General features: G+C 70.2%; 20 protein-coding genes. 7 read left to right on the plus strand and 13 right to left on the minus strand.

From position 1 onward, the window contains the following. Positions 1–160: 160 nt before the first annotated feature. From ABH931_RS24955 to ABH931_RS25005, 11 genes are all read right to left on the minus strand, one after another. Complete coding sequence (locus ABH931_RS24955) at positions 161–235, minus strand: 50S ribosomal protein bL37 (RefSeq protein ID WP_370103260.1); 75 nt, start codon at positions 233–235, stop codon at positions 161–163. 56 nt (positions 236–291) lie between these two features. Next, positions 292–1,131 (minus strand): SDR family NAD(P)-dependent oxidoreductase, encoded by an 840-nt coding sequence (locus ABH931_RS24960; RefSeq protein ID WP_370117302.1) that lies wholly within the window; start codon positions 1,129–1,131, stop codon positions 292–294. A gap of 311 nt (positions 1,132–1,442) precedes the next feature. Continuing rightward, entirely contained in the window at positions 1,443–3,008 is a 1,566-nt protein-coding gene (locus ABH931_RS24965) for a Na+/H+ antiporter (protein ID WP_370117305.1), read from the minus strand. 156 nt (positions 3,009–3,164) lie between these two features. Further along, on the minus strand, positions 3,165–3,863 hold the full coding sequence (locus ABH931_RS24970; protein WP_370117308.1) for a response regulator: 699 nt from the start codon (positions 3,861–3,863) through the stop codon (positions 3,165–3,167). Position 3,864: 1 nt separating this feature from the next. After that, positions 3,865–6,390, minus strand: a complete 2,526-nt coding sequence (locus ABH931_RS24975; RefSeq protein WP_370117598.1) for an ATP-binding protein — start codon at positions 6,388–6,390, stop codon at positions 3,865–3,867. A gap of 154 nt (positions 6,391–6,544) precedes the next feature. Beyond that, on the minus strand, positions 6,545–7,174 hold the full coding sequence (gene kdpC / locus ABH931_RS24980; RefSeq protein ID WP_370117311.1) for a potassium-transporting ATPase subunit KdpC: 630 nt from the start codon (positions 7,172–7,174) through the stop codon (positions 6,545–6,547). 23 nt (positions 7,175–7,197) lie between these two features. Further along, positions 7,198–9,327 carry a potassium-transporting ATPase subunit KdpB gene (kdpB, locus tag ABH931_RS24985; protein WP_370117313.1) on the minus strand — a complete coding sequence of 710 codons (2,130 nt, stop codon included), beginning with the start codon at positions 9,325–9,327 and terminating at the stop codon, positions 7,198–7,200. Then, complete coding sequence (kdpA, locus tag ABH931_RS24990) at positions 9,327–10,991, minus strand: potassium-transporting ATPase subunit KdpA (RefSeq protein WP_370117316.1); 1,665 nt, start codon at positions 10,989–10,991, stop codon at positions 9,327–9,329. The genes kdpB (ABH931_RS24985) and kdpA (ABH931_RS24990) overlap by 1 nt, the downstream gene beginning before the upstream one ends. Beyond that, positions 10,991–11,080 carry a K(+)-transporting ATPase subunit F gene (gene kdpF, locus ABH931_RS24995; RefSeq protein WP_042379818.1) on the minus strand — a complete coding sequence of 30 codons (90 nt, stop codon included), beginning with the start codon at positions 11,078–11,080 and terminating at the stop codon, positions 10,991–10,993. The genes kdpA (ABH931_RS24990) and kdpF (ABH931_RS24995) overlap by 1 nt, the downstream gene beginning before the upstream one ends. A gap of 58 nt (positions 11,081–11,138) precedes the next feature. Then, on the minus strand, positions 11,139–11,291 hold the full coding sequence (locus ABH931_RS25000; protein WP_370117320.1) for a hypothetical protein: 153 nt from the start codon (positions 11,289–11,291) through the stop codon (positions 11,139–11,141). 133 nt (positions 11,292–11,424) lie between these two features. Next, on the minus strand, positions 11,425–12,861 hold the full coding sequence (locus tag ABH931_RS25005) for a hypothetical protein (protein WP_370117322.1): 1,437 nt from the start codon (positions 12,859–12,861) through the stop codon (positions 11,425–11,427). A 593-nt stretch (positions 12,862–13,454) separates the two neighbouring features. Here ABH931_RS25005 and ABH931_RS25010 point away from each other — a divergent pair. Then, complete coding sequence (locus tag ABH931_RS25010) at positions 13,455–14,621, plus strand: hypothetical protein (RefSeq protein WP_370117325.1); 1,167 nt, start codon at positions 13,455–13,457, stop codon at positions 14,619–14,621. Between the two features lie 148 nt (positions 14,622–14,769). Further along, a complete protein-coding gene (locus tag ABH931_RS25015; RefSeq protein ID WP_370117328.1) occupies positions 14,770–16,203 on the plus strand; it encodes a DUF2254 domain-containing protein in 1,434 nt (477 codons plus the stop codon). Here ABH931_RS25015 and ABH931_RS25020 read toward each other — a convergent pair. Both ABH931_RS25020 and ABH931_RS25025 read right to left on the minus strand, forming a co-directional pair. Then, positions 16,169–16,840 carry a hypothetical protein gene (locus tag ABH931_RS25020; RefSeq protein ID WP_370117330.1) on the minus strand — a complete coding sequence of 224 codons (672 nt, stop codon included), beginning with the start codon at positions 16,838–16,840 and terminating at the stop codon, positions 16,169–16,171. The genes ABH931_RS25015 and ABH931_RS25020 overlap by 35 nt on opposite strands. Before the next feature lie 144 nt (positions 16,841–16,984). Then, a complete protein-coding gene (locus ABH931_RS25025) occupies positions 16,985–17,422 on the minus strand; it encodes a hypothetical protein (protein WP_370117333.1) in 438 nt (145 codons plus the stop codon). A gap of 241 nt (positions 17,423–17,663) precedes the next feature. Between ABH931_RS25025 and ABH931_RS25030 the strand changes: the two genes are divergently transcribed. The 5 genes from ABH931_RS25030 (at position 17,664) to kdpB (ABH931_RS25050) (ending at position 22,273) form a co-directional block, all read left to right on the plus strand. Further along, entirely contained in the window at positions 17,664–18,047 is a 384-nt protein-coding gene (locus ABH931_RS25030; RefSeq protein WP_370117336.1) for a DUF3592 domain-containing protein, read from the plus strand. A gap of 161 nt (positions 18,048–18,208) precedes the next feature. Beyond that, positions 18,209–18,385: a hypothetical protein gene (locus tag ABH931_RS25035; RefSeq protein ID WP_370117338.1), complete on the plus strand. Its 177-nt coding sequence runs from the start codon at positions 18,209–18,211 to the stop codon at positions 18,383–18,385. Continuing rightward, the gene (kdpF, locus tag ABH931_RS25040) at positions 18,382–18,471 is read left to right on the plus strand and encodes a K(+)-transporting ATPase subunit F (RefSeq protein WP_111499333.1); all 90 of its coding nucleotides are present in this window, start codon (positions 18,382–18,384) and stop codon (positions 18,469–18,471) included. Before ABH931_RS25035 ends, kdpF (ABH931_RS25040) begins: the two co-directional genes overlap by 4 nt. Next, entirely contained in the window at positions 18,471–20,135 is a 1,665-nt protein-coding gene (kdpA, locus tag ABH931_RS25045) for a potassium-transporting ATPase subunit KdpA (protein ID WP_370117342.1), read from the plus strand. The genes kdpF (ABH931_RS25040) and kdpA (ABH931_RS25045) overlap by 1 nt, the downstream gene beginning before the upstream one ends. Further along, on the plus strand, positions 20,135–22,273 hold the full coding sequence (gene kdpB / locus ABH931_RS25050; RefSeq protein WP_370117345.1) for a potassium-transporting ATPase subunit KdpB: 2,139 nt from the start codon (positions 20,135–20,137) through the stop codon (positions 22,271–22,273). Before kdpA (ABH931_RS25045) ends, kdpB (ABH931_RS25050) begins: the two co-directional genes overlap by 1 nt. Positions 22,274–22,292: the final 19 nt, after the last annotated feature.

Raw genomic sequence — 22,292 nt, forward strand, 5'->3', positions numbered from 1 at the left:
ACGTCGGCCATTCGCAACAGCCTCGCACTTCGGGTCGGGTCCGGTACCGGTTCCCGGATCAGACCGCATGCGTCACCGGCCCACCGCTCGGCCAAACGCCGACGGCCCGGGATACGCCCTTCAGGGGGTATCCCAGGCCGTCGTTGCGGCGCGGGTTCTGTCAGGAACCGGCGCGCTTGCCGTGGTTGCCGGCCTTCTTGCGGCGGTCGTGCTTCTTGCGGGCGCGCTTGGACATCGCTTCGGGGTTCCTCGGGTTCTCGGGTGGGCGGTGGAAGGCGGTGTGGCGCACCTTCAGAGAGCGGGTTCGAGTGCGGCGGTGAGCTTCTCGCTGAGCTTGAGCAGGCGGTCCACGGAGCGCTTCTCGGTGACCTGCGGGCCCGCCTGGCCGAGGTCGAGGCCCTCGTAGTAGCCGCCGTTGACCACGGCGAAGCCCGGGTCGCAGAGGGCGACGACGGTCTCGGCGACCTCGCCGGACGGGCGCCCGGTGGTGCCGTAGAGCGGGCGGGTCGCGGTCTCGGCGACGCCCGGGTGCACGGTCACGGCGGTGTGCCCGGCCGGAAGGTACGGGGCGAGGGAGGTGATGAAGGTGGTCAGGGCGAGCTTCGACTGGCCGTAGGCGGCGATGCGGGAGTACCGCTTGGCGCGGGTCAGGTCGGTCCAGTCGATGTTGGCGGTGCGGTGCAGGGAGGAGCCGAGCGCGACGATGCGGGTGTCGGTGCCGCGTGCGAGCGGGCGCTCCAGCAGCCGGGTCAGTAGGTAGGGCGCCAGGTAGTTGACCTGGAAGCTCAGCTCGTTGCCCGCCTCGGTGAGGGTGCGCCGTTCGGGCGCGGCGATGCCGGCGTTCAGCACCAGCAGGTCGAGCCGCTCGTGGTGCTCGCTCAGTTGCTCGGCCAGGGCGCGTACCTGGTCCAGGTGGCGGAAGTCGGCGACGGCCTGCTCCAGCCGCCCGGTCGGCGCCCCCAGCTCGGTGAGGGCGGCGACGGCAGTGTCGGTGTTCTGCGCGGTCTGGCCGTGCACGACGACGCGGGCGCCGCCGCGGGCGAGCCGCAGTGCGGTCTGCAGTCCCAGTCCGTTGGTGGCACCGGTCACCAGAGCGGTGCGGTCGGCGAAGGCAAAGGTGTCAGTGGACACGTCGATCCATTCGGGAAGGAGAGAGTGGGGTCCCCGCGGCGTCAGCCGTCAAGGACACGTGGGCGCGAGGGCGCTGCACGCAGCGTCAGCGCGCGCGATGAGGCGGACGGTCCTCGAGCCGCGCGATAGCCGCGGCAGGGCAGCCCGGCGCGACGAGCGCGCTGACGAGGCTGCGGAGGAGGTCCATGCGGTCCATCCCAGCGACACCCGTGCCCGGGGCGCAAGCGCAGGCAGCGAACCCTGATGGCGCCGATATGTCCGGGATATGTTCCTTAGCTGGCGTTTAGCGCTCGTGGCCGTGGCAGCGGCCGTCACGTGCCGCCGAGGCCGGTTTCCTCCAGATCGAGTTCGTGCTGGAGGCGGCGGCGCGTGGTGTCGCTGATCTCGTGGTCGTCGTAGAGGCGGCGCAGTTCCGCGCTCTGGACGGCGATGACCTCGCGCCGCAGTTCGCGGTAGGCGGCCAGGACGGTCTGGGCACCTGGGGCACCGGTTTCGTCGGAGTCGGCGTTCTGGTCGAGCTGGGCGTCGAGGCGTCGTCGGACGCGGTCGAGGGCGGCGTCGGGGACGGTCTCCAGGCCGGTGATCTCGTCGAGGTGGATCAGGGCGGTGCGGGCGAGAGCGGTGCGGGTGTCGGCTTCCTCGCGGGCGGTGTGTTCGGGCTCCAGCGCGAGACCGGAGCGGTTGACCACGGCGGCGAGGGAGAGTCCCTGGACGACGAGGGTGAAGATGACGACCGCCGTGGTCAGCGTGAGGACGAGGGCGCGGCCTTGGAGCGGCTGGTGGTTCTGGGTGGTCAGCGGAATGGACAGGGCGGCGGCAAGCGGCATGACGCCGCGCGTGCCGGCCCAGGAGGCGACGGCGGCCAGCTGCCAGGAGGGGCGACCGGCGGTCGGCTTGACGGCGGCGGAGAGCGGGAGCATCCACAGCAGCCGGAGCGCGATCAGAGCCAGGGCGATGGCCAGTGCCTGGAGCGGCCATGCGCCGGTGCCGGCGGGCAGGTCGCGCACCAGGGTGGGCAGTTCCAGGCCCACGATGGCGAAGACGACGCTCTCCAGCAGGAACACCACGACCGCGTAGACGGCCTGGAGCTGGAGCTGGAGCCGGATGCGGGCGTCGGTGAGGCGGTGGCCGGAGCGGCCGAGCAGGACTCCGGCGATGACGACGCAGGTGACGCCGGAGGTGTGCAGCTCTTCCGCGAGCACGTAGGCGGCGTAGGGGGTGACCAGGGCGATCACGGTCTCCAGCACCGGGTCGGTGGTGCGCCGCCGGATCAGGGCGACGACCCCGGCGATGGCGGCGCCGACGACGGTGCCGCCACCGGCCAGCAGGAAGAACTCGCCGCCGGCCTGGGTCCAGCTCACCGCCGTGGTGGAGACCGCGACGGCCACCGCCACCTTGAACATGACCAGGGACGTGGCGTCGTTGAACAGGCTCTCGCCCTGCACCAGCATCTGCACACGTCCTGGCAGCGCGAGGCGACGGCCGAGCGCGGTGACGGCGACGGGGTCGGTGCTGGCCAGCACCGTGCCGAGCACGAAGGCCATGGCACCGCTGAGCGGGGTCAGCCACGCCCCGAGCAGACCGATCACCGCCGCGGAGGCGAGGACCAGCCCGAACGCCAGGATGATGACCGGCTTCCACACGCTGCGCAGGTCACGCAGCGACAGCTCCTCCGCCGAGGCGTAGAGCAGCGGCGGCAGCACCACGAGACCGATGGTCTCGGGCGCGATGTGGAGTTCGGGTGTCCCGGGTATCAGTGCGACGCCGAGGCCGACCAGGACCAGCAGCGAAGGTGCGGGGATACGCCAGCGCTTCGCCCCGGTGGCCACGGCGGTGGCCAGGACGACGAGGAGGAGGACGGTGCCCACGGCGCGCATCGGAAACGGGTTCCTTCAGTCTCACCGGAGGGCGTGGCCGCGTGCTCGCAGCCAGTCGGCCCCTCCGCGCCGACCAGACTTCCCGGCACACCGTGCCGCGATCTTATCAACCCGTTAACCCGTTCACCAGCGGATTCGTCGCTCGCTCAGGTGGGATCAGGGCTGGTACCGGTAGCCCATGCCGGGTTCGGTGATGAGATGGCGCGGGCGCGAGGGGTCGGGTTCGAGCTTGCGGCGCAGTCCGGTGAAGTAGACCCGGAGGTAGTTGGTGTTCTGCTCGTGCCCCGGCCCCCAGACGCTGTTGAGCAGGTGACCGGCGGTCACCAGGCGCCCGGGGTGCTGGAGCAGCACGGAGAGGATCTTCCACTCCGTTGGCGTGAGCCGCAGCGTCGCCTGCTCCGCCGCGCCGTCGTCGTCGGTCAGCCGGATGGTGTGCGTGAGCAGGTCGACGGTCCACCGCCCGATGTCGGCGCTGATGCTGCTCGTGCCCTCGGCCGTCGGGCGGCGCAGAGCCGCGCGCAGCCGGGCGAGCAGCTCGTTCATGGCGAACGGCTTGGTGACGTAGTCGTCGGCGCCGGCGTCGAGGGCGGCCACCTTCTCGGTCGCGTCCGCGCGGCCGGACAGCACGATCACCGGCACGCTGGACCAGGTCCGGACCGTCTGGATGACCTTGATTCCGTCCATGTCCGGTAGGCCGAGATCGAGGATGATCGCGTCCGGGGTGGCGCGGGCGGCCTCGCGGATGGCCTCCGCGCCGTCCGCCGCTGTGGTCACGTTGTACTTGCGGGCCTGGAGGTTGATCCGCAGCGCCCGCAGCATCTGGGGCTCGTCGTCGACGACCAGGATCTGGGTCACGTCAGTCCCTCTCGGGGAGGGCCGGGGCAGCCTGGTCGAGGCCGTCCGGCTCGGGAAACTCCTCGTCGTCGAGGATATGAGCGGGGAGGGTGAGGACCATGGTCAGGCCTCCGCCCGGAGTGTCCTCGGGTGCGAGGGTGCCGCCCATGGCCTCGGTGAGGCCGCGAGCCAGTGCCAGGCCGAGGCCGACGCCGTTGGTGTTGTCGGTGTCACCGAGGCGTTGGAAGGGCTGGAATACCCGGTCCCGCGCGTCTTCGGGCAGGCCCGGCCCCCGATCGATGACCCGGATCTGAACGGTGTCGCCGAGCGCGCTGGCGGAGATCAGCAGCGGGGAGCCGGGGGCGTGCCGCAGCGCGTTCGCCACGAGGTTGGCGAGCACCCGCTCCAGCAGGGGGGCGTCCGCGTGGACGGGCGGCACGTCGTCGAGGCCCTGCGCCTCGACCGGAGCCGTCGGCTCGGACAGTGAACCCAGCGCGGCCGACCAGACATCCTCGATAGCGGTGGGTCCGAGGTCGAGGGTGAGGGCGCCCGCCTGAAGGCGGCTCATGTCGAGCAGGTTCTCCACCAGCGAGGAGAGCCGGCCGAGCGACTCCTCGGCGGCGAGCAGCAGATCTGCCTGCTCCTCGTGGGAGAACTCCACGTCGTCACTGCGCAGCGAGGAGACGGAGGCCAGCGCGACCGCGAGCGGCGTGCGCAGGTCGTGGCTGACGGCGGCGAGGAGCGCGGTGCGCAGCCGGTCGGCGGCCTTGACGGGCTCGACCTCGGCCGCGACCTCGGCGAGGCGAGAGCGTTCCAGGGCCACGGCCACGTGGGCGGCGAAGGCGGCCAGCACGCGCCGGTCCGAGGCCGGGAGGGGGCGGCCGCGCAGGACGATGGCCGCATCGCCGCCGATCGGAACGATCTCCTCGCCCGTCTCGGGCTGCGGCACACCGTCGACGAGGTCGACGCTCACCATGCCGAAGGTCTCGCGCAGCCGGTCCAGCAGGGCCGGGACGGCCTGGTCGCCGCGCAGCACGCTGCCCGCGAGCGCGGAGAGCGTCTCGGCCTCCGCGGTCGCCCGCGCGGCACGGCTCGACTGCTTCCTCGCCGTGTCGACGATGGCGGCCACGACGATCGCCACGATCGCGAAAACCACCAGCGCCAGCACGTTGTTGGGTTGCGCGATGGTGAACTTGTGAATGGGCGGGATGAAGTAGTAGTTGAGCAGTACCGACGCCACCAGCGAGGCGACCAGCGCCGACGCGATACCGCCGAGCAGCGAGATGCCGACGACCAGGGCGAGGAAGAGCAGGGTGTCGCTGGTCAGGTTGATCGCGCCACGCGTCTGGGTCAGCAGCAGGGTGAGCAGCGGCGGCAGGATGAGCCCGCTCAGCAGGCCGGCCCAACGGCGCGCGGCCGAGCGTCCTTCGGGCGTGGCGCGCTTGTCGTTCGTCACGAACGGCAGCCGTGCACGCCCTGCCTGCTCGTGGGTGACCATGTGGACGTCGATGTCGCCGGAGAGCTCGATGCTGGTCTCGCCGATGCCGCGTCCGGCGGTCAGCGCGCGGCGCAGGGCGCTGCGGCGGCTGGTGCCGATGACGAGCTGGGTGGCATTGGAGGCGCGGGCGAAGTCCAGCAGAGCCGTTGGGATGTTGTCGCCGACGACGGAGTGGAAGGTCCCGCCGAGCTGCTCGACCAGCCGGCGTTGTTGCGCGAGGGCGGCGGGGTTGGCATCGGTGAGGCCGTCGCTGCGGGCGACGTGGACGGCGAGAAGCGAGTCGCTGCCGGCACGGTCGGCGATCCGGGCTGCCCGGCGGATCAGGGTCTCGCCCTCGGGGCCGCCGGTCAGTGCGACGACGACGGTCTCGCGGGTCTCCCAGACCTTGCTGATCTCGTGTTCGGCGCGGTAGCGGCGCAGCCCCTCGTCCACGCGTCCGGCGAGCCAGAGGAGTGCGAGTTCGCGCAGGGCGGTGAGGTTGCCGACGCGGAAGTAGTTGGAGAGCGCCGCGTCGACCTTCTCGGCGGCGTAGACGTTGCCGTGGGCCATGCGGCGGCGCAGGCCCTCGGGGGCCATGTCGACCAGTTCGATCTGGTCGGCGCGGCGGACCACCTCGTCGGGGACGGTCTCGCGCTGGGGGACGCCGGTGATCTTGCGGACGACGTCGTTGAGCGATTCGAGGTGCTGGACGTTGACCGTGGTCAGCACGTCGATGCCGGCGTCCAGGATGTCGTCGATGTCCTGCCAGCGCTTCGCGTGGCGGCCCCCAGGAACGTTGGTGTGCGGCAGCTCGTCCACGACGGCGACCTCGGGGTGCCGCGCGATGACGGCGTCCGTGTCGAGTTCGGTGAACGAGGTGCTCCGGTACTCGCGCTCCAGACGCGGCAGCACTTCGAGGCCGTCGAGGATCTGCGCGGTGAGCGGGCGGCCGTGGGTCTCGACGTAGGCGACGACGACGTCCGTGCCGCGCTCGGCGCGACGGTGGGCCTCGTCCAGCATCTTGTAGGTCTTGCCGACGCCCGGAGCCGAGCCGAGGAAGACCTTGAGCATACCCCGGCCGCGGACACCCGACAGGGGTGGGGGCAGGGGGGCTTGCGATGCCACGACTCATCTCCGTTCCCCGGCCGCCGCGCGACGGTCCGGAAGGGGTGGTGTGGTCCGGTCGCGCGGTGCGCGGCCGGACCACACGGTGGTTTGCGCCCGGTCAGCTGAGCTTGGTCAGGGCGATGTTGAGCTCCAGGACGTCGACGCGGGGCTCGCCGAGGAAGCCGAGGGTGCGGTCCTGGGTGTACTGCTTGACGAGCGCCTGGACCTTGTCGACGGACAGGCCGCGGGCCTGGGCGACGCGCTTGACCTGGATGGCGGCGTAGGCCGGGCTGATGTCCGGGTCCAGGCCGGAGCCGGACGAGGTGATCGCGTCGGCCGGCACCTGGCTCTCCGTCACGCCGTTGAACTTGGCGATGTCGGACTTGAGCTGGGTGTAGTTGCCCACCAGCACCTGGGAGTTGGTGCCCAGGTTGGTGCCCGCCGAGGCGGTCGGGTCGTAGCCGAGGCTGCCGGCCGCGGACGGACGGGACTGGAAGAACTTCGGGTCGGGCGTCTGGGACTTGCCGTCCTTCGAGACGATGGTGAAGTTCTGGCCGATCAGCGACGAGCCGACGACCTGACCGGCGGAGTTCCGCACCAGCGAGCCGTTGGCCTGCTTGCTGAACGCGGCCTGGGAGATGCCGGTGATCAGCAGGGGATAGGCGAGGCCGCAGATCACCGTGAACAGGAGCAGGATCCGCAGACCCGTCAGGTGGTTCCGCACCGGGGTGGGAAGAGGCTTGGCCATGACGATTTCAACTCTCTTCATTCTCAGTGCAGGCCGGGGATGAACTGGACGATCAGGTCGATCGCCTTGATACCGACGAAGGGCAGGATCAGTCCGCCGACGCCGTAGAGGCCGAGGTTGCGGCGCAGCAGCGACTGCGCGGAGGAGGGCCGGTAGCGCACGCCGCGCAGGGCGAGCGGGATCAGGCCGATGATGATCAGGGCGTTGAAGATGATCGCCGAGGTGATCGCGGACTTCGGCGAGTGCAACCCCATGATGTTGAGGTGCCCCAGGCCCGGGTACACGCTGGCGAACATCGCGGGGATGATCGCGAAGTACTTGGCCACGTCGTTGGCGATCGAGAAGGTCGTCAGCGCGCCTCGGGTGATGAGGAGTTGCTTGCCGATCTCGACGATCTCGATGAGCTTGGTCGGGTTGGAGTCCAGGTCCACCATGTTCCCGGCCTCCTTGGCGGCCGAGGTCCCGGTGTTCATGGCCACACCCACGTCGGCCTGGGCCAGAGCCGGGGCGTCGTTGGTGCCGTCGCCGGTCATCGCGACGAGCTTGCCGCCTGCCTGCTCCTTCTTGATCAGCGCCATCTTGTCCTCGGGAGTGGCCTCCGCGAGGTAGTCGTCGACGCCGGCCTCCTCGGCGATCGCGGCGGCCGTCAGCGGGTTGTCACCCGTGATCATGACCGTCTTGATGCCCATGGCGCGCATCTCCGCGAAGCGCTCCTTGATGCCCGGCTTGACCACGTCCTTCAGGTAGATGACACCCAGGACCCGGGCGGGCGCGGAGCCCTTCTTCTCCGCCACGACGAGCGGGGTGCCGCCGAGGTTGGAGATCCGCTCGACCGCGACATCCAGCTCGTTGTCGGTCGAGCCGCCGTTCTCCTTGACCCAGTTGGCGACGGCTGCGGCCGCGCCCTTGCGGATCGAGTGGCCGTCGACGTCGACGCCGGACATGCGGGTCTGGGCGGTGAACTCGATCCAGGTGGCGTGCGCGAGCTCGCCCTGGACGCGCTCGCGCAGGCCGTACTTGTCCTTGGCCAGCACCACGATGGAGCGGCCTTCCGGCGTCTCGTCCGCGAGGGAGGAGAGCTGGGCGGCGTTGGCCAGGTCGGCCTCGCCGACGCCGCTGACCGGGACGAACTCGGCGGCCTGGCGGTTGCCGAAGGTGATGGTGCCGGTCTTGTCGAGCAGCAGGGTGGAGACGTCGCCCGCGGCCTCGACGGCGCGGCCGGACATCGCCAGCACGTTGCGCTGGACCAGGCGGTCCATCCCGGCGATACCGATTGCGGACAGCAGGGCGCCGATGGTGGTCGGGATCAGGGCCACCAGCAGAGCTACCAGGACGATGATCGTCTGCTCGGCCCCGGCGTACTTCGCCATCGGCTGCAGCGTGACGACCGCGAGCAGGAAGACGATCGTCAGGGACGCGAGCAGGATGTTCAGGGCGATCTCGTTCGGCGTCTTCTGCCGGGCCGCGCCCTCGACGAGCGCGATCATGCGGTCGATGAAGGTCTTGCCCGGCTCCGAGGTGATCTTCACGACGACGCGGTCCGACAGCACCTTCGTCCCACCCGTGACGGCACTGCGGTCACCACCGGACTCGCGGATGACGGGCGCGGACTCGCCGGTGATCGCCGACTCGTCGACCGAGGCGACGCCCTCGACGACGTCACCGTCGCCGGGGATGACCTGGCCGGCCTCGACGATCACGAAGTCGCCGAGACGGAGCTGCGCGGCCGGAATGTCCTCCTCACGGACCTGGTCCGCTGGAGTGCCGGACTTCCAGTCGCCCACGATGCGACGGGCGGCGGTGTCGGTCTTGGTCTTGCGCAGCGTGTCGGCCTGCGCCTTGCCGCGGCCCTCCGCGACGGCCTCGGCGAGGTTGGCGAAGACGACGGTGAGCCAGAGCCAGACGGTGATCACCCAGGCGAACACCGACGGCTTCTCGACCGCCGAGATCGTGGTCAGCACCGAGCCGACCTCGACCACGAACATGACCGGGTTCTTGATCATCACCCGCGGGTCGAGCTTCTTGCACGCGTCGGGGAAGGACTTGAGCAGCTGCTTCGGGTCGAGCAGGCCGCCACCGATCTTGCGCTCGGAGACCTCCGAGAGGTCGACTGCGTCCGGCGCGTCGGGAGTGGTGACAGTGGGGGTGGACATCAGTGCAGGCCCTCCGCGAGCGGCCCGAGTGCCAGGGCCGGGAAGTAGGTGAGCCCGACGACGATGAGGATCACGCCCGAGAGCATGCCGACGAACAGGGGGCTGTGGGTCTTGAGGGTGCCGGTGGACTCCGGCGTGTGCTGCTGCTTGGCCAGCGAACCGGCCAGCGCGAGCACGAACACCATCGGCAGGAAGCGGCCGAAGAGCATTGCCAAGCCGAGCGCCAGCTGCCAGTGCGTGCTGGTGACCGTCAGGCCCGCGAACGCCGAACCGTTGTTGTTGGCCGCGGAGGTGAAGGCGTAGAGCACCTCGGAGAAGCCGTGCGGGCCGGTGTTCAGCATCCCGCCGCCGTGACCGGCCTTGAGTGACATCGCCAGGCCGGTGCCGCAGAGCACGATCGCCGGGGTGGCGAGGATGTAGAGGGAGGCGAACTTCATCTCCCGCGAGCTGATCTTCTTGCCCAGGTACTCCGGCGTGCGGCCGACCATCAGACCCGCGACGAAGACCGTGACGATGGCCAGCACCAGGATGCCGTACAGGCCCGAACCAGTACCGCCGGGAGCGATCTCGCCGAACATCATGTTGAGGATGTCCATACCGCCACCGAGCGGAGTGTACGAGTCGTGCATCGAGTTGACCGCACCGGTGGACGTCAGCGTGGTCGAGGCTGAGAAGAGCGCCGAGGCGGGGATGCCGAAGCGCACCTCCTTGCCCTCCATGGCGGCGCCCGCGATCTTCGCGGCGGCGCCGGAGTGCTGGTGCTCGAAGAACGTGATCAGCGCGGCCGAGGCCGCCCAGTACAGGCCCATGACCGAGACAATCGCGTAGCCCTGCTTGTTGGAGCCGACCAACTTGCCGAAGGTCCGGCACAGCGCGAACGAGATCACCAGGAGGAGGTAGATCTCCAGCCAGTTGGTGAAGGGGTTCGGGTTCTCGAACGGGTGGGCCGAGTTGGCGTTGTAGAAGCCACCGCCGTTGGTGCCCAGCTCCTTGATGACCTCCTGCGAGGCCACCGGACCGCCGGTGATCGACTGAGCGCCGCCAGTCAGGGTGTGCACGACCTGGTCCGCGTGGAAGTTCTGGATGACGCCGCCGGCCACCAGCACCATCGCGAAGACGACGGAGATCGGCAGCAGTACGCGCACCACGATCCGGGTCAGGTCGACCCAGAAGTTGCCGAGTTGGTCGGTCCGTTGCCGGGTGAAGCCCCGGATCAGCGCGGCGACCACCGCGATGCCGACGGCGGCGGAGACGAAGTTCTGCACCGCCAGGCCCCCCATCTGCACCAGGTGGCCCATGGTCGACTCACCCGAGTACGACTGCCAGTTGGTGTTGGTGACGAAGGAGGCGGCGGTGTTCCAGGCGGTCGCAGGGGTGACCGCCGGGAAGCCCAGTGAGAGCCACAGGTCGTTCTGCAGGCGCTGGAACGCGTAGAGGAACAGCACCGAGACGAAGGAGAAGGCCAGAATGGAGCGCAGGTAAGCGGTCCAGGTCTGCTCCGCGTCACCGTTGACGCCGATCAGCTTGTAGATGCCGCGCTCGACTCGCCAGTGCTTGCGCGTGGTGAGCACGTGGGCCATGTAGTCACCCAGCGGCCGGTAGGACAGAGCCAGGGCGGCGACGAGGGCGAGGGCTTGAAGGAAGCCCGCGAGGGTTGCGTTCACTAGAACTTCTCCGGGCGGATCAGAGCGGCGACCAGGTACGCGGTGAGGGCTATCGCGACGATCAGCCCGACGATGTTGTCCGCACTCACCGGACCACCTCCGCGAGGAGCACGGAGGTGGCCACGGCGGTGGAGCGCTGGAAGGAGGTCACAGCTTCTCCACCCCCTTGACGATCAGGGCGATGACCACGAAAACCGCGACCGTCACCCCGACGAAGAGCACGTCGAGCATGAGGGATGCACCCCAGGAGTGGTAGGGACGTCTGACCCGCCGTGGATCACCCGGTCGGCGGCGCCGCATCGGCGGCATCGCCCAGCAAACCGTGTCGGTGCGGGCGTTAACGCATCCCTTAACGCCACCCATGCGGTCGCATGTGGAACCTTTGCACTCCCTTAGCGGTCATGATCGATCCGGAGCTCGACTCCGCGGCGGTTCAGCCGCGGAACTCGCGCAGCCGCGGGCGCACCCCGACCAGGCACAGCACCAGCGCGAGCCCGAGACCCCCGGCCAGCAGCGGGATCCGCGAGGCGAGCTCGCCGCGACCGTCCTTGACACCCTGGTCGAACGCCGCGCTGTTGATCCCGATCAGCTTCTGCAGGGCGGCGTCGTGGTCGGCGAAGGTGGCGTTGGAGGCCCCCGGCGCGTAGCTGGTGCAGAAGGCGATCGCCTGGTCCAGCTTCCCGCTCGCAGCGAGGGCACGGATCGTGCGGTCGTCGCGCTCGTAGGCCTGGTAGGCGGCCAGAGTCTGCTCGGCCGCAGCCCGCTCACCGGTGAAGGTGATGTTGTGGAACTCGGTGCCGTAGAAGCCACGGAACCGCACGTCGGCGTGGTCGGCCCGGTAGGCGGTCACGGCGGCGGCCAGCGCCGAGTCGTAGTCGCTGATCGAGGCGCCGGACAGCGCGAGGATCTGCTGGCTCTTGGCCTCGAACGCGTCCTGGTACTGCGCGGCGCGCCCCGGGTCCAGCAGGTAGCGGCTCTCGTCCGCGTTCGCGTCGTAGACCACGGCGCGGGCACGGCTGAGCGCCACAACGGAGTCGAACGCGTCCCGGCGGGCGTAGCGCAGGTGCTCGCGCTCGTCCGCCCACATGCTGCCGGCGAGGCCGGTGAAGAGCAGCACGAGCAGGGTGCTGGCCGCGAGGGCGGGGTTGATCAGGCGCTTGAAGCGCGCGGCAAGCCAGACCTGGAGGCCGATCAGGGCGGCCAGCGCGGCGACGCCCAGGGCGACCGTCCACCACAGGCCCGTGGCCAGAGTGGACCGCTCGGTGTCGTAGGTCTGGTTGTAGGCGTCGTTGTTCGCCTGCACCAGCCGGTCCGCGGCCGGGAGCAGGGTGGTCCGCATCAGGTCGGTGGCCTGGCTGTAGTCGGCGACGGCCGCGGCGTCGGAGCGCCCCGCCGGTCGGTGTGCGGCGTCGTTGAGGGCGAGCGCGCGACCGTCCAGGTCCTGATAGCGGCCCATGCCGTCGAGGACGTCCTGCAGGGCCTGCTGCACGCTCGCATTCCCGGCCGCGTCGAGGGTGGCCCGTTGCAGGTCACGGTCGGCGGTCGCGCGGTCCGCCGTGTACGCGGACAGGGCGGCGGTGCGCTGGCTCGCCAGGGAACCGTCCGCTCCGAACATGATCAGGTTGGCGCTCTGCGCGTCCAGGTCGGTCAGGGCCTGGTAGAGCCCGGCGGCGTCGACGACCTGCGGCGCCTGCCGGTCGCCGATGGCGGACCAGGCGCTCTGCGCGCCGAAGGCCGTCGTGAGCCCGACGGCGCCAAGGACCGCGGTCAGCAGCAGACAGCCTGCAGTGAACCAGCGCAGCCGGGACGGCACCGTGCGCGGACGCAGCCGACGGAGTCGCCGCAGGCCCACGGCCCCGGAAGCCCGCATTGGTGGTGCGTTCCGTTCGGTGGTGGGTGGCAGGGTCTCCTCGCCGACAGTGGCCATCGTCGCGCACATTCCTTCCGCGAGCCGCGCCGTGCGCGACCCCACCCCGTTCCGGGCCGTCCCCGGTGTTGCGAACGAACACTCTGCCGAGGGGTGTGGATGTGTTGCGGCTGTCCTGACGGGCCTCTGACGTGGAGAGGTGAGATCTTGTCAGTTCCTTAGCCTGAGGCCCGTCGGAGGCCGGTCCGGCCTGCCGCTCGGGTCTGCGGCCGACCGGTACCGCCCCGTGCTGCGTGGTGCGCGTCACACGCCGCTGACCTGCGTGGACGTGGCCCGTCAAGGAAGTGTCAGGGTTGGCCGGGCGAACGCCAAGGGGGCGTAAGGGACGGTCGGAGCCCTCTGCGAGCGGGGGTAGCTTGATCGACCGGGGGACCGGCTCGGAAACTCGTGGGGAGCTGAGGAGCCGGGATGCTTTCCGGTGGCGGTCAGGACTCGCAAGGCGCCTGACCGCGCCCTGGTGGGAGAGCGAGCGCAGGGGCATGTGGCCAGGGACGGCGCATGCCCCTGCTGCACTGTGGGGGGACAGGGTGGGGGCAGTGGCAGCACGGGTGTGGCGGAGGCTGGCCGCCGCCCGCCGGCGCTGGGCGCGACCGTTACGGTGGTCGGCTACGACCACTCTGGTCGTAGCCGGGTTCGTGCTCTTCGTCCTCGGGGCGGACAACACCCCGCAGCCGTACTGCGACCTCTTCTTCGTCTCGGCCTGGCCGGTCTGGCTCATGGCCGCCACCTGGCCGGTCTGGCGCGCGCCCGGGCGACACCTCCCAGCCCTGCTGCGACTGCGCAGCCGGCACCGGCGCATCGGCTGGCGGCTGTCCGTGCTGCTGCTCTTCGGAGCCTGCGGCGCTGTGGTGGGTGCCGCCGTCTGGGAGTGGTGCGAACTCTGGCAGCTGGGCGGCGGACCGGACGGTGCGTTCGTCGACTGTTCGGTCCGATCGCGACAGTGGCTGGATGCGGCGCGCACGCTGGCGCTCCTCTCGCCCTTGCCGGGCCTTGCGGAACCCGTCACCTGGCTGCTGTGGCCAGGCGCTCTGCGCGAGGCGGTGCGGCGGACGAGCACACGCAGGAGGATCGCGGACACACTGACCGATCCGCGCCGTTGGGGCACGGTCGAGGCGACGGCGGCGGCCGTCCGGGACTTCGACCTGGAGCGCGGGGCCCACGGGCTGCCGCGGCCTCTGCGGGAGGAACCCGCGCCCGACGCCCCGGGCCGGCCGGTGGCGCTGCGCTCGCGAGGTGTGCCGCTGCTGCGCGGGCGCGGACTGCAGCAGGTACGTGACCCACGGGAGACTCCCGTCCTCTGGGACGGCCAGGCGCTGTTGCTGACCACGAAGGGCGGGGACCGCCTCCGGGTCCCCCTCTCCGACACGCCGCAGGATGCCGTGCCGCGTCCGGTCGCGACCGAACCGCCTGTGCCGGGTCTGCGTCGGGTGGCGGCTCTCGTCCAGCGCCCGGCGATGCTCGTGCTGGTGCACGAGTCGGGCCTATGGGGACGGCTGCTGCTGCTCGACGACGACGGGTATGTGCTGGTGCGCTTCCGTTCACGTCGACTGGAGGCGCAGGGCCTTGCCGAGATCGCGGCCGCGGCGCGACTGCCGTTCGCCCACTACGACTTGGGTCGGACGGCCGGGAACGGCGTCCGGGTCTGCCTGGCTGACCTGCTCTTCCCCACCCGGCGTGGCAGCCGCTACCTGAACGACGGCTAGCGACGACGCGCAATCGTGATCCCGCGAACCGGTCGTGGCCGCTAGGCTCTCGTCACGGGGAGCCGGGAAGTCTGGTCGGCACTGCGCGCGGCACCGCTCAGGAGGCGGACGAGATGCCGTCGCGCCGCGTCGGGCGAGGTGACCCCGGGTGTTCTCACGTCAAGGCTTCCGTGTCCACGACTGGCGCCGCGAGCGGCTGCGCACCAACCTGTGGGTCGTGCCGGCGCTGGAGGCGGCCGTCGCCGTGGTGCTCTTCGGCGCGTCGCTCAAGGTTGACTGGGCCGCCTACGAGGGCCACTTGCGGCTGCCCTCCTGGGTGCTGAGCGGAAGCGCGGACGGTGCCAGACAGGTGCTGAGCACCATCGCCGCGGCGATCATCACCGTGGCAGGTCTGGTCTTCTCGATCACCATCGTGGCGCTGACCCTCGCCTCGACCCAGTTCGGGCCGCGCATGCTGCGCAACTTCATCCGCGACCGGGGCACCCAGCTCACCCTCGGCACGTTCGTGGCGACGTTCCTGTACTCCGTGCTCGTGCTGGTCGCCGTCAGCCCCGGGCCGCGCGGCGACTTCGTGCCGCACCTGTCGGTGACGGTCGCCCTCGGGCTGACCCTGGTCGACCTGGCGATGCTGATCTATTTCATCCACCACATCGCCCGCGCGATTCAACTCCCGCATGTCATCGCCGACATCGCCGCGGATCTGGCGCGTGCCATCGAGGTGGAGGGACGCGAGGACGCGACCGGCGTGGGCGGGCGGCAGCGCGGATTGTCGCCACGCGAGCTGATCGAGCGATGCGCGACCTCCGCGCCGGTGCGGACCACCGCATCCGGGTATCTCCAGTACCTGCGGCACGACCGGCTGATCGCCATCGCCCACGAGGCGGATGCGGTCGTCCACCTCCTCTACCGGCCCGGCCACTTTCTCGTCGCGGGCAGTCCGCTGGCACGGGTGTGGCCGGCCGAGGCCGCGCCGAAGGTGGCCGCCGGTCTGGAGCGCGGACAGGTCACCGGGCCGTACCGGACACTGACCCAGGACATCTCCTTCGGCGTCGACCAACTGGTCGAGATTGCCATCCGGGCTCTGTCTCCGGCCGTCAACGACACGTTCACCGCGCTGACCTGCATCGACTGGCTGGGGGAGTGCCTGGCCAGGATCGGCCCGGGCTGGCACTCGCGCCGGATCCACCGCGACGCGGACGGATACGTCCGGCTCATCGCCTACCAGGCGTCCTACGAGCGGCTGGTGCAGCGTTCCTTCGAGAAGGTCCGACAGGCGGGCGTCGGCATGCCGGCAGTGATGATCCGTCAGCTCGATGCGCTCATCAAAGTGATGGAGCGCACCGAGGACCCGGACCGACGGGCGCTGTTGGTCGGGCAGGGCGAACTGATCGCCTCCTCCTGCCGGTCGTCGGTACCGGAGGCGGCGGACCGCGAGGACGTGCTGCGCCGACACCGCGCCCTGCTGGCGTTGGCGAAGTCGGCTGTCATCGATCTGGACGGCGCGCAGGGCTCGGCCGAGTCGGACAGCGGCCTGGCCGAGCCCATGTTCACGCCGCTGCCGGAACCGGGCGGCTCGCGCTGAACGCGGCGACCGCCGCGAGCGCCGCCTCTGCGCAGTACTCGGCGCTCGCTGCCGAATCGAACCCCCCGTCGCGCCAGACCACGAGCGTCCCGCCCTGGGCGCGCAGGGAGAACCGCTCGGGCGCCCCGCTCAGGCGGGATGCGATCGCCCGCGCCGGCTCCCGGTCCTGCGGTGCGGCGCTGTCGTATCGCACCTGCCAGGCCTGGTCCGTCGCGACGTCGCCGGTCGCCTGGACCACGAGGTTGGTGGGCAGTGAGACCGAGGCGGAGGAGTACGGCGGCTCGTGGAAGACCTCCAGGGTTGCGCTCTCCGTCAGCAGGCTGAGCTCGAGCACATCGGACCAGCGCGCGACGCCGTTGTCGACGCAGCAGTAGGCGTAGCTGCGAGCGGGGCGCCCGGCGAGCTGTCCACGTGCCACCTCTTCGCGGCTCCGGTGCGCGCCGTAGTGGAACGGGGCCGCGTGCCAGGGCCATGGACCCACGGCGCCGTCCGGCACCGTGGCCATGCCGTCGTGCGCGGCCAGGGCGGCCGCCGTCGTGCGGCTGCGCTTGCGCGCTTGCCAGACCGGGCGGCGCGGAGTGACCAGCCAGAGCGTGATCAGGCCGCACCACAGCAGGATCGGGATCAGTACACCCATGGAGCACCACCTCCCTGACACCTCGGGCGCTTCGGCGGGCCCGAGGGCACCGAGCAGCCTAGGAGCACGCAGGGGAGAGGGTCAATATCGGACGTATCGGTCCTTAACGTCGCCTTGATGGGTCGTCAGACCGACCGGGGCCGGTCAGCCGGCCAGGGCGACGCGGTGGTGTTCCGAACCGTGGAGGCGCAGACCGAGCCGCTCCCACACAGACGGGCGCGGCGTCTCGGCGAACACGAGGTCGCCCTCGCGCACCGCGACAGCGGCCACGGCGTCACGCAGGGTCTCGGCTCGGACCACGACAGGCTGGACCCGCACCGGCTCCTCCGGGCCGAAGGTGTCGGTCACCAGCTCGTCGAGCTCGGCGCAGGCGTTGCGCTCCCACGCGTGCTCGAGTTCCCGGCTGGGGTGGGTGCGGTACAGCGCCTCGCCGCCGACCGGGGTCCAGGCAAGTACGGGTACCAGCACGGCGTGCCGTCGGCGCGCCTCGGCCGCCGCTCGGCGCAGCAGTGCCGCGTCGCCGACGCGGTCCCGCACACCGACGATCACTCGCGGGGTCGGCGTCGTCGATGTCTGGACCATGGCACTCACTTCTTTCTTGCTGCGGGAGCCCCTGTCCGTCCGGAGGCCACGGATCCATTCCACGCCGTCCGCCGACCCCGATCCAGGCATCTTGACGCTTCCCGTACGTCGGCGGCCCCGTCCTTGACGCCGCCCTGACCGTATGTGCCGACCGGTGTTCGACCGAGGCGCAGACTGGGCAGTGGGGTGGGGTCGGGAGGATGGTGCCCTTCCCGGAGCGGACGTGAAGGGAAGGGGAGTGATGAGCGGAGCCGGCGGGATCGCGACGGCCGTGTTCCTCGGGCTCGGTGGCCTGGCCGCCTACCTCGCGGGTGTATCCGGCCTGGTCGATGCGCGCCGGATCAGCCGCGACGGGCGCCGGGTCCGCGCACTCGTCCGTCGGCGGCCGGGAGCGACCCGGCCGTTGCTGCAGTTCACCACCGAGGACGAGCGCGAGCTGGTCATGGAGGTCTTCGGGCCCGCCGGGCTGTCGGACGGCCGGGAGGTCTGGCTGCGTTACGACCCCGCGGACCCGCGGGAGATCTTGGTCGAGGGCTACGAGGGCAGAGGCAGGGAGCGGGTGTTCATCGCACTGGGCGCGATCGCCGTGCTGGCCGCCCTGGCGGTGCTGCTGGCCGCGACCTGAGCCGAGGCGCTCTGAACGGCCGGGCCGTCGCGCGGGTTCCGCGCGTCGGTCACGTTCCGGTCTCGTCGGTCTCGGTCCGGCATCGGCTCCGCTAAGGCTGTGCTCAGGTTCCGGCAGCGGGCGCATACGAGGCGTCAAGGTTGCCCAGACGCGCCCCTCACATGCGCTTTCCTTTCCGTGCTGCCGTCGGCGGCACCCGCCGGGAAGTCTCCCGGGCCGGGTTGGAGCTCTCGTTCTTCTGGGGTGCGATTCCCGTGCAGGACCTGTTCTTCGTGGGGGTGACGATCGCCGTGTTCGCGATCCTCGCTCTGATCGTCAAGGGGGTGGAGCGGCTGTGAGCGCTGACAACATCGTCGGGTTGATCGTCTCCGTTCTTCTGGTCGGCTACCTCGTCGCGGCTCTGATCCGTCCGGAGAAGTTCTAGTGAACGCTACTCTCGCGGGCCTGCTTCAGGCCCTCGCCCTGGTCCTGATGCTGGGCCTGTCCTACCGGCCGCTGGGCGACTACATGGCCCACGTGCTCTCCACGCGCAAGCACTCGCGTGTCGAGCGCGGCATCTACAGGCTGATCGGCGTCGACGGCGACGCGGAGCAGACCTGGTCCGCATACCTGCGCTCGGTGCTGGCCTTCTCGTTCATATCCGTGGTCTTCCTCTACGGCTTCCAGCGGCTTCAGGAGCACCTGTGGCTGTCGCTGGGCTTCCCGGCGGTCTCGCCGGCGATGGCGTGGAACACCGCGGTCTCGTTCGTCACCAACACCAACTGGCAGTCGTACTCGGGTGAGGCGACGATGGGCCACCTGGTGCAGATGGCCGGTCTGGCGGTGCAGAACTTCCTGTCCGCGGCCGTCGGCATCGCGGTGGTGACCGCGCTGATCCGCGGGTTCATCCGGCACAAGTCCGACACGCTCGGCAACTTCTGGGTCGACCTGACCCGTCTGGTGCTGCGCGTGCTGCTGCCGATCTCGGTTGTCTTCGCGATCGTGCTGGTCGCGGGCGGCGTGGTCGAGAACATGCACGCCGCGCACGTCATCAACACCCTCTCGGGTGCGCAGCAGTCGATTCCGGGCGGTCCGGTGGCCTCGCAGGAGGTCATCAAGGAGCTGGGCACCAACGGCGGTGGCTTCTACAACGCCAACTCGGCCCACCCGTTCGAGAACCCGAACGCCTTCACCAACCTGCTGGAGATCTACCTGCTGCTGGTGATCTCGTTCGCGCTGTGCCGCACGTTCGGCACCATGGTCAAGTCGCAGAAGCAGGGCTACGCGATCGTCTCGGTCATGGGCCTGTACTGGACGGCCTCGGCCGCGCTGATCACCTTCTTCGAGCACCAGCACTCCGGCGCCGCCGCGCAGATCGCCGGTGCCGCGATGGAGGGCAAGGAGGTCCGCTTCGGCATCCCGGGCAGCTCCCTGTTCGCCGCCTCGACGACGCTGACCTCGACCGGTGCGGTCAACTCGATGCACGACTCCTACACGCCGCTCGGCGGTGGCGTGACGATCCTGAACATGATGTTCGGTGAGATCGCGCCCGGCGGTACCGGTTCGGGCCTGTACGGCATCCTGGTGCTGGCGATCGTCACCGTGTTCGTCGCGGGTCTGATGGTCGGCCGCACGCCGGAGTACCTGGGCAAGAAGCTGGGTGCGCGGGAGATGAAGTTCGCCTCCCTCTACATCCTGACCACCCCGGCGATCGTGCTCTGCGGCACGGGCCTGGCGATGTCGCTGAGCGCCGGTCACGGCGGCGGCATGCTGAACACCGGCCCGCACGGCTTCTCCGAGGTGCTCTACGCGTTCACCTCGGCGGCCAACAACAACGGTTCGGCGTTCGCGGGCATCACGGTGACCAGCAACCACTGGCAGGAGGCCCTCGGCCTCGCCATGGCCTTCGGCCGGTTCCTGCCGATGGTGTTCGTGCTCGCGCTGGCCGGTTCGCTGGCCAAGCAGCAGCACACGCCGGAGTCCACCGGCACCCTCAAGACCCACAGCCCGCTCTTCGTCGGCATGCTCTCGGGCGTCGTCCTGATCGTCGTCGGGCTCACCTACTTCCCGGCCCTGGCTCTCGGGCCGCTCGCGGAAGGTCTCCACTGATGTCCACGCCCACCCTGAGCTCCCCGGTGCAGACGCCGGAAGACAGCCAGATCGAGCTCCCGGAGGAGCGTCGTATCGGCGGCGGCCTGCTCGACCCGAAGCAGCTGCTCAAGTCCTTCCCCGACGCGTGCAAGAAGCTCGACCCGCGCGTCATGTTCAAGAACCCGGTCATGTTCGTGGTCGAGGTCGGCTCGGTGCTGACCACGATCTCGGCGGTCGAGAAGCCCTCGGTGTTCGCCTGGGTGATCACCGTCTGGCTCTGGCTCACCGTCGTCTTCGCCAACCTCGCCGAGGCCGTGGCCGAGGGCCGCGGCAAGGCGCAGGCCGACACGCTGCGCAAGACCCGTACCGACACCACCGCGCGCCGCGTCGTCGGCGACTGGACGCCCGGCGCGACCGGCGTGCGTGAGGAGGAGGTCTCCGCGACGCAGCTGCGGCTCGGCGACTTCGTGGTCGTCGAGGCCGGGCAGGTCATCCCGGGCGACGGTGACGTCGTCGAGGGCGTCGCCTCGGTCGACGAGTCGGCGATCACCGGCGAGTCCGCGCCCGTGATCCGCGAGTCCGGTGGTGACCGCAGTGCCGTCACGGGTGGGACGAAGGTGCTGTCGGACCGCGTCGTCGTGAAGATCACCTCGGAGCCGGGCAAGACCTTCATCGACCGCATGATCGCGCTCGTCGAGGGCGCGGCCCGGCAGAAGACGCCGAACGAGATCGCGCTGAACATCCTGCTCGCGTCGCTGACGATCGTCTTCCTGCTCGCGGTCGTCACGCTTCAGCCGATGGCGAAGTACGCGGGCGCCGAGCAGACGATCATCGTGCTGGTCTCGCTGCTGGTGGCGCTGATCCCGACCACGATCGGTGCGTTGCTGTCGGCGATCGGTATCGCCGGGATGGACCGCCTGGTCCAGCGCAACGTGCTGGCGATGTCCGGCCGCGCCGTCGAGGCCGCGGGAGACGTCTCCACCCTGCTGCTCGACAAGACCGGCACGATCACCTTCGGCAACCGCCAGGCCGCCGAGTTCGTGACCGTGGGTGGGGCTGACGAAGCCGGGCTCGCGAGTGCGGCGCAGCTGTCGTCTCTCGCGGACGAGACCCCCGAGGGCCGCTCCATCGTGGTGCTGGCCAAGGAGAAGTACGGCCTGCGCGAGCGCGTCCAGGGCGAGCTCGCGCACGCCACCTGGATCGAGTTCACCGCCCAGACCCGCATGTCGGGCGTGGACCTGGACGAGACCACGGGCAAGCACTCCATCCGCAAGGGTGCTGCGGCCGCAGTCGCGACGTGGGTGTCCGAGAACGGCGGCGAGACGAGCAACGAGCTGGATGTCGCGGTCGAGCGGATCTCCAACCTCGGCGGCACCCCGCTCGTCGTGGCGGAGAAGAAGGGCTCCGCGCCCGCCCGGGTCCTGGGTGTCATCTACCTGAAGGACGTGGTCAAGCCGGGCATCAAGGAGCGCTTCGCGGAGATGCGCGCCATGGGCATCAAGACGGTCATGATCACGGGTGACAACCCGCTGACGGCTGCCGCGATCGCCGAGGAGGCCGGCGTCGACGACTACCTCGCGGAGGCCACTCCCGAGGACAAGATGGCGCTGATCAAGAAGGAGCAGGCAGGCGGCAAGCTCGTCGCGATGACCGGCGACGGCACCAACGACGCCCCGGCTCTGGCCCAGGCCGACGTGGGTGTGGCCATGAACACCGGCACCTCGGCCGCCAAGGAGGCCGGGAACATGGTGGACCTGGACTCCAACCCGACCAAGCTCATCGAGATCGTCGAGATCGGCAAGCAGCTCCTCATCACCAGAGGCGCGCTGACGACCTTCTCGATCGCCAACGACGTGGCCAAGTACTTCGCGATCATCCCCGCGATGTTCGCGAGCGTGTACCCGGGCCTCGGGCACCTCAACATCATGGGGTTGCACTCGCCGAAGTCCGCGATCACCTCGGCGATCATCTTCAACGCCCTGATCATCATCGGCCTGATCCCGCTCGCCCTGCGCGGCGTGCGCTACCGGCCCTCCTCCGCGCAGTCGCTGCTGCGCCGCAACCTCGGCCTCTACGGCATCGGCGGACTGATCCTGCCGTTCGTCGGCATCAAGGCGATCGACCTGATCGTCCAGTTCATCCCCGGCCTGCACTGACCAGAAGTGGTGTGACACA

The organism is Streptacidiphilus sp. MAP12-33 (assembly GCF_041261265.1).
Lineage (GTDB): Bacteria > Actinomycetota > Actinomycetes > Streptomycetales > Streptomycetaceae > Streptacidiphilus.